4 protein-coding genes are annotated in these 4019 nt (G+C 57.5%); 1 reads left to right on the plus strand and 3 read right to left on the minus strand.

From position 1 onward, the window contains the following. Nucleotides 1-1879 (minus strand): elongation factor G (locus JJE47_16985; protein MBK5269119.1); only part of this gene is annotated, 1879 nt, incomplete at its 3' end. Nucleotides 1880-2071: 192 nt separating this feature from the next. Here JJE47_16985 and JJE47_16990 point away from each other — a divergent pair. Beyond that, a complete protein-coding gene (locus tag JJE47_16990; protein MBK5269120.1) occupies nucleotides 2072-2701 on the plus strand; it encodes a redox-sensing transcriptional repressor Rex in 630 nt (209 codons plus the stop codon). Here the strand turns inward: JJE47_16990 and JJE47_16995 are convergent. Continuing rightward, nucleotides 2698-3060 carry a sugar transferase gene (locus JJE47_16995; protein ID MBK5269121.1) on the minus strand — a complete coding sequence of 121 codons (363 nt, stop codon included), beginning with the start codon at nucleotides 3058-3060 and terminating at the stop codon, nucleotides 2698-2700. The genes JJE47_16990 and JJE47_16995 overlap by 4 nt on opposite strands. A gap of 4 nt (nucleotides 3061-3064) precedes the next feature. Then, on the minus strand, nucleotides 3065-4019 hold a 955-nt coding region (locus JJE47_17000), incomplete at its 5' end, for a cytochrome c (GenBank protein MBK5269122.1).

Raw genomic sequence — 4019 nt, forward strand, 5'->3', positions numbered from 1 at the left:
AGTTCGTTCCGAGGACCCGTCCCCGGCGAGAAGTCATGTCGCCCATGATGTCACCCTGGAATTCCGAAGGCGCAATGATCGAGACCTCGGAAAGTGGCTCCAAAATGACCGGCCCTGCTAGTGACAGTGCTTCGTTAAAGGCAGCTCTGCCAGCCATGGAAAAAGCCAGTTCGGATGAATCAACCGAGTGATACTTGCCGTCAAGGCACGTCGCTTTCAGATCCGTCACGGGGAATCCGTGCTTGCCACCGGCTTCCATGGCTTGACGGATTCCTTTCTCGACAGCGGGCAAATACTGCTTGGGAATTGATCCGCCTTTGGTGGCATCGACAAACTCGAATCCCGAGCCTTCCGGGAGCGGCTCGAAGAGAACCGTGCATACGCCGTACTGGCCATGACCCCCGCTCTGCTTCTTATGCTTGCCTTCGACCTGGGCAGGATGGGAGATCGTTTCCCGATATGGGACCTTGACCGGTTCTTCGGTTACGGCAACCCCGAACTTCGACGCCATCCGTTCGAGGGCGATCGTTAGGTGCATCTCTCCCATCCCGTGAAGCAAGGTCTGATGGGTGATCGGATTCTGCTCAACAATCAACGTTGGATCTTCGGCGTGAAGCCGCTGGAGAGCCTCGGCCATCTTTGTTTCGTCGGATTTGCTGACAGGAACCAGAGCGGTTGAAAGCGTCGGAATCGCTTTTCGCCGGTTGGGCAACCCGACCGGTTGAGAACGTTTCGACAAGGTGTCACCGGTTTCGGTGTCTGCCAATTTGGCGATCGCCCCGATGTCACCGGCGCCGAGCGTCATCAAATCGATCTGGTCCTTGCCGCGCAGCCCGAACAACGTATGGAACCGCTCGTCGGTGCCGGTCCGATGGTTGTACAAGTGATCGTCACGTTTGATGGTTCCAGAGACGACCCGGAACAACGAAATCGCTCCGATGTACCGGTCGAAGGCGGTCTTGAAGACCACGGCGAGCGGCTCCCCATCGGCATCGGCGACCACACTTACCTCACGATCTCCCGCCGTGAGACTGACCGGACGGTCAACCGGAGAGGGACCGACCTCGCAGATGAAGTCCGCCAACCGATCCACTCCCACAGGCCCGGTCGCCGAACCACACACGACAGGGAACACCGAAGCTTCGATGACCCCTTGTTTCATGGTCTCTTCGAGAACCGCCACTGAGGGAATCTTGCCATCGAGGTAGTCGGCCACCAGATCGTCTTCGGCGACCACAATGCCCTCGACGAGCTGATCGTGGACTTCATGCTCGTGCTGAGCCATGTCTTCTGGCATCTCGACTTCAGTCGCCGAGCCGCTGTCATAAATGTATGCCTTATCGCGAAACAGATCCGCTACCCCGTGGAAGGATGGGCCCTCTCCGATGGGCAATTCGATAGGAGCAACGCCGGCTCCCAGCTTGGATCGCAGCTGATCGATGGTTCGCTCGAAGTTGGCGTTATCCCGGTCGAGTTTGTTGATAAAAATCATTCGCGGCAGCTTGAGTTCATCGGCTGCCATCCAGTAATGCTCGGTACTCGGTTCAACGCCGTCCGTGGCACTCACGACGAAGACCGCCAGATCAACCGCCGACATGGCGGAGAGAACGTCGCCCTCGAAATCTGCCATACCCGGTGTGTCGACAAGGTTGATCTTGTGACCCTTCCATTCAATGGGGGCAACCGCCAGATTGATCGACATGCGGTGAGATTGTTCTTCGTCACTGAAGTCGGAAACCGTGGTGCCATCTTCGATCCGTCCAAGCCGGGGAATAACCCCTGCCCGATAGAGCAGTGCTTCAACCAGAGTCGTCTTACCTGATCCGATGTGACCGATCAGCGCGACGTTGCGGATCCGGTCGGGGGCGTATACGTCCACCAGTGACCTCCGAAATTGAGACTGCCACCAACCTATCGAAAAAATGCGGCCTGTGAAGCTGCCAATGACACTAAGACCAAGGACTTTCGGCCCCGACGCGCGACCACATCGTTCACAACCGACCCGTTCATACTCGTCGGTGGTGACCATTTGGATTGTCCCGTACCAGCAAGGCACTACTAAGATTCGCTTGTGAAACGAATCACGATGCCCAAAGCAACGGTCGAGCGACTCCCGTTGTACCTCCAATGCCTTCAGGCCATGGGGGACGTCGAGTCAACCGTCTCCTCCGTGGAGTTGGCCAACACCGCGGGCGTGAACTCGGCCAATGTTCGCAAGGATCTTTCATACCTCGGATCACACGGGGTGCGTGGCGTCGGATACAACCGACTGGAACTGTGCACCCAGTTGCGCAGGGCACTCGGCCTCATCGAAAAGTGGTCCGTGATCATTGTCGGGGTCGGCAACCTCGGCTCTGCCCTTGCCAATTACCGGGGCTTCGATGCATCAGGATTCAACGTCGTCGGACTCTATGATGCCGACCCTGCCAAGCTCGGCCACCAGGTCCACGGCCACTACGTCAAATCGATGGATGACCTCGAGTTGGACATCAAAGAAAACGACGTCTCGATGGCAATTCTCACGACTCCGGCAGCTGCCGCCCAAAGTGTCGCCGACCTCTTGATCGAAGCCGGAATTCAGTCGATCCTCAACTTCGCCCCGTCATTGCTGAAGGTACCGGACGAAATCAATTGTCGTCAGGTCGACCTGGCTACCGAACTTCAAATACTCAGCTACTACCAGGCAACCCGCCAGGCCTAGGTTTCGATCTGCCGGTTCTGTTCGGATTCGTATCGATTCAATGCGATCAGGAACATGGCGAACAGGATCACCGACGCCAACAGAAACGTGATCGGCACGATGCGAATCTGGAAACCATTCAATCCCTCGATGCTCGCTTGCCGTGGCCCGCGCGGCGCATACAAGATGAAGAGGAACGAGTTGATCGTCGCCCAACCGAAGATACTGGCCCCGGTCACCAGGAACCCGAGGCGTCTTCCCAGGTTGGTGGCGTTCAGCAGGTACCCGGAACCGTAGAAGATCAACATCGAAACGAGAGTCAGCAGCACTCCGGTGAACAGCAGGTTGGCTGACAAGATTTCGCGAATGAGCAGTCGCATACGGTTACCTCAACACTTCGCCGCGTAGGTACTGAATGACCAGGTCGAGGTCGGTCTCGGATAGGACGGTTCCAAAGCCCGGCATATACCCCCGACCGATTCCGTTGACGCCGTAGCCAACGCCGAGTTTCGATCCCTCAGAAAGGAACTTCTTCATGTCGTCGGCGGTGAGAAACTGAACATTGGGACGGCCATTCCACAAGGCAGGCCCGAGCGCACCCGCCCCTGCCTCCTGAGCGAAGGCGGGACCCTCCGAATAGCCCGAGGTATGACAGCGTGCGCAGAGACCCTGGTAGATACCAACCGCTCTGGTGGCCTCGGCAACATCTCCACCAAACGTCGAGTCCGCCACAGCCTGAAGATCAAACGTGTAGAACTGATTATCCGAGGAGGCCTGGAGAAACACCAGTCCGGCTTCGGCGCTGGCCGTGAGACGATCAAGGTTGTCGACTGCCACCCCGAGGGTAACAAGCTGCTGTTTCATCTCACCAATCTTCGACAGCGCCAGGTCGCGGTCACCTTCCAGACCGGTGGAGTCGGGATTTCGGGGATCAAATGTCACAGCTAGCGAAGCGAACGGCGCGTATCCGCTGTTTTGGGCGCCGAGAAGAATCGAGGTGAGTTCCTCTTCTGCCCGATCGGCCAACCCGTCTTCGTCGGTATCGATCTTGTACGACGCCTCCCACTCAGCAAGGTCATCGAAGCCGTTCTTGTTGAGGTCGACTCGTTCGTCAGGTGGCTCCAAAACCTTTTCAGCCAGTTCCGTCCACATCTTGACTGCGTCATGATTTGCAACGGCGTTCGCATAGAACGTCAACAGTTCTTCCTGCTTGGCAATGGAGCCGGTCACCGTGGCGTCGGCGGTACCCAAACCGCTGATCGCAGCCGTGATCAGCGAGTCGGCCCTGGCGACGGCGTCGGTCTGACTGACCTGGATGGACTTCAGGTAATCGAGAACT

This window comes from Acidimicrobiia bacterium (assembly GCA_016650365.1).
In the GTDB taxonomy this organism is placed as follows: Bacteria; Actinomycetota; Acidimicrobiia; order Spongiisociales; family JAENVV01; genus JAENVV01.